Origin of the sequence: Massilia sp. CT11-108, from assembly GCF_047302915.1 — a bacterium.
Classification (GTDB): Bacteria; Pseudomonadota; Gammaproteobacteria; order Burkholderiales; family Burkholderiaceae_D; genus Telluria; species Telluria orientalis.
Window position 1 is genome coordinate 1 of the sequence record NZ_JBKYMO010000572.1, and the last position, 3,251, is coordinate 3,251.

Consider the following 3,251-nt stretch of genomic DNA (forward strand, 5'->3'; position numbering starts at 1 on the left):
GCGATGGCGGCGGCCGAGCCGCCCGACGAACCGCCCGGCACGGCCAGCGCGTCCCACGGGTTTTTCACGGCGCCGAACGCGGAGTTCTCGTTCGACGAGCCCATCGCGAATTCGTCGCAGTTGAGTTTGCCCAGCGTGACCATGCCGGCGTCCGCGAATTTCGTGACGACGGTGGCGTCGAACGGGCTGACGTAGTTGCCCAGCATCTTCGAGGCGGCAGTCGAGCGCCAGCCTTGCGTGACGAAGATATCCTTGTGGGCAATCGGAATACCGGTCAGCGGGCCGGCGTTGCCTGCCGCGATGCGGGCGTCGGCGGCCTGCGCCTGCGCGAGCGACAGGTCCGGATTCACGTCCAGGAACGCGTTATGCTGGCTGGCGGCGATGCGGTCGAGGTAGTGCCGGGTCAGCTCGGTCGCCGAGACTTGTTTCGAGTGCAGGAGCGCGGACAGCTCCTTGATGGTTTTTTGATGCATCATGATGGTCGACGTTCGCTGCGGGTTATTCGGTGGCGATGACTTTCGGCACCAGGTACAGGCCGTCCTGGGTCTTCGGGGCCGGGGCCTGGTAATCGTCGCGGTGGTTGTCTTCCGTCACCACGTCCTCGCGCAGGCGCAGGGGCAGGGCGAGCACGCTGGCCAGCGGTTGCGACAACGGCGCAACACCCGTGGTGTCGACAGCCTGCAACTGGTCGGCCAGGGCGAAGATCCCGTTCAGCTCGTTCAAGGCGATTTCGGCATGGGCCTCGTCCATATCGAGCTGGGCCAGGTTGGCGATCCGTTTTACGTCTGAAAGTGTCAGGGACATGGCAAAAGGCGCGGCTCGGCACCGCGTTAAAAGATGAGTGTGTAGATAATGAAATTTGGACAACGGCGCGCTAAAGCTGATAAAAGCTTTCTAATACCGTCGATCTCACAGGCTGATATGGGCACGAAACCACCCGTTTTTCAGCGTTTAATCGGTAAATTATAAGGTAGAATGGCGGGCTAATGCGTTCTCCGGGCGAAACCAGCCCCGCTTCCACGCATGAAAAGCCCGCGAGGCGGATTCGGCAGTCGCGGCGAGGATTCCCCGATTAATGTTAGGCGCACCTTATTGCGCATATCAGGACACACATGTTTGGTTTTTTACGTAGCTATTTCTCGAACGACCTGGCCATCGACCTGGGTACCGCCAACACGCTGATCTATGTGCGCGGCCTGGGCATCGTGCTGGATGAGCCTTCGGTCGTCGCGATCCGCCAGGAAGGCGGTCCGAACGGCAAGAAGACGATCCAGGCGGTCGGCAAGGAAGCCAAGCAAATGCTCGGCAAGGTTCCCGGCAACATCGAAGCGATCCGTCCGATGAAGGATGGCGTGATCGCCGACTTCACCGTCACCGAGCAGATGCTCAAGCAGTTCATCCGCATGGTGCACGACTCGAAGTTCTTCCGTCCCTCGCCGCGCATCATCATCTGCGTGCCGTGCGGTTCGACCCAGGTCGAGCGTCGCGCGATCCGCGAATCGGCGCTGGGCGCCGGTGCGTCGCAGGTCTACCTGATCGAAGAGCCGATGGCGGCCGCGATCGGCGCGGGCCTGCCGGTGTCCGAGGCGACCGGCTCGATGGTCGTCGACATCGGCGGCGGCACGACGGAAGTCGGCATCATCTCGCTGGGCGGCATGGTCTATAAAGGCTCCGTGCGCGTGGGCGGCGACAAGTTCGACGAAGCCATCGTCAACTACATCCGCCGCAACTACGGCATGCTGATCGGCGAACAGACCGCCGAGTCGATCAAGAAGGCAATAGGTTCGGCCTTCCCGGGCTCCGAAGTCAAGGAGATGGAGGTCAAGGGCCGCAACCTGTCGGAAGGTATACCGCGTTCCTTCACCATCTCGAGCAACGAGATCCTGGAAGCGCTGACCGACCCGCTGAACAACATCGTCTCGGCCGTCAAGAACGCCCTCGAGCAGACCCCGCCGGAACTGGGCGCGGACATCGCCGAGAAGGGCATGATGCTGACCGGCGGCGGCGCACTGCTGCGCGACCTGGACCGCCTGCTGATGGAAGAGACCGGCCTGCCGGTGCTGGTGGCCGAGGATCCGCTGACGTGCGTCGTGCGCGGTTCGGGCATGGCGCTCGAGCGCATGGACAAGCTGGGCTCGATCTTCTCGTACGAGTAACCCGGCCGTGGCTGCGCGGACAGGGCGTGTGACCGTTCCGGCGATCCCGGGATGGCACGCGCCGTCCGCGTTTGGTGTCGCCCGTTTGTCGCCATCCCGCTGCGGGCGTCTGGATTGACGCGGGCGCCGCAGGCCCCGCATTATTGGAAGTCATGGAATACAGTCCTCCGCCGCTGTTCAAGCAAGGCGCCCCCGCAAGGGTCAAGGTGACCGTGTTCGCTCTCCTGTCGATCGCGCTGCTCGTGGTCGACGCCCGCCTGCACGCGCTCACCGCCGTGCGCCAGGTGGCGGCAACGGTCCTGTACCCGTTCCAGATGGCCGCACTGGCCCCGCGCGACGCGCTGGCCAACATGGGCACGTATTTTTCCTCGATCTCCGCGCTGCAGAAGGAAGTGCGCGACCTGAAGAGCCAGCAGGTCGCGATGGCCCAGGTCATGCAGCAGGCGCAGCTCCAGATGGCCGAGAACGCGCAACTGCGCCGCCTGATGGACGCGCGCGAGCACCTCCCCGTACGCTCCCAGATGAGCGAGATCCTGTACGACGCGCGCGACCCGTCCACGCGCCGCGTGGTGCTCGACCGCGGCACCCGCAGCGGCGTCAAGCTCGGCCTGCCCGTGATCGACAACGCCGGCGTCGTCGGCCAGGTCACGCGCGTGTTCCCGTTCACGTCCGAAGTCACGCTCCTCACCGACAAGGAACAGGCGATCCCCGTGCAGGTGCTGCGCAACGGCCTGCGCAGCGTGGCCTACGGCCGCGGCCAGTCGGGCCTTCTCGACCTGCGCTTCGTCGCGCCGAATGCCGACATCCAGGTCGGCGACGTGCTCGTGACGTCCGGCCTGGACGGCATCTACCCGGCCGGCCTCGCGGTCGCGAAAGTCATCCAGGTCGAGAACCTGGCGCAGGGTGCCTTCGGCCGCGTCGTGTGCCAGCCGCTGGCCGGCATCGACCGCCACCGCCAGTTGCTGATCGTGATGTCCGACCAGCCGCTGCCGCCGCGCCCGGCCGCGGAAGTGCCGAAGGCCAACGCCAACACCACGTCCCGCAAGAATCTGCCGCGCATGGAACCCGTGCCGCCGCTGCCGCTGCCGCCGCAAC

Annotated in this window: 4 protein-coding genes; 2 read left to right on the forward strand and 2 right to left on the reverse strand. The window is 65.0% G+C overall.

All coding sequences use genetic code 11. The features are described 5' to 3' along the window. Both ACEN88_RS27600 and gatC read right to left on the reverse strand, forming a co-directional pair. Positions 1–473 (reverse strand): amidase family protein (locus ACEN88_RS27600; protein ID WP_413344794.1); only part of this gene is annotated, 473 nt, incomplete at its 3' end. Positions 474–498: 25 nt separating this feature from the next. Continuing rightward, positions 499–804, reverse strand: a complete 306-nt coding sequence (gene gatC / locus ACEN88_RS27605) for an Asp-tRNA(Asn)/Glu-tRNA(Gln) amidotransferase subunit GatC (RefSeq protein WP_371765932.1) — start codon at positions 802–804, stop codon at positions 499–501. Positions 805–1,112: 308 nt separating this feature from the next. Here gatC and ACEN88_RS27610 point away from each other — a divergent pair, with 308 nt between their 5' ends. Together ACEN88_RS27610 and mreC are read left to right on the forward strand one after the other, a co-directional pair. Next, the gene (locus ACEN88_RS27610) at positions 1,113–2,156 is read left to right on the forward strand and encodes a rod shape-determining protein (protein ID WP_025511657.1); all 1,044 of its coding nucleotides are present in this window, start codon (positions 1,113–1,115) and stop codon (positions 2,154–2,156) included. Positions 2,157–2,308: 152 nt separating this feature from the next. Beyond that, positions 2,309–3,251, forward strand: a 943-nt coding sequence (gene mreC, locus ACEN88_RS27615) for a rod shape-determining protein MreC (protein WP_413344796.1), incomplete at its 3' end; no start/stop codon positions are given.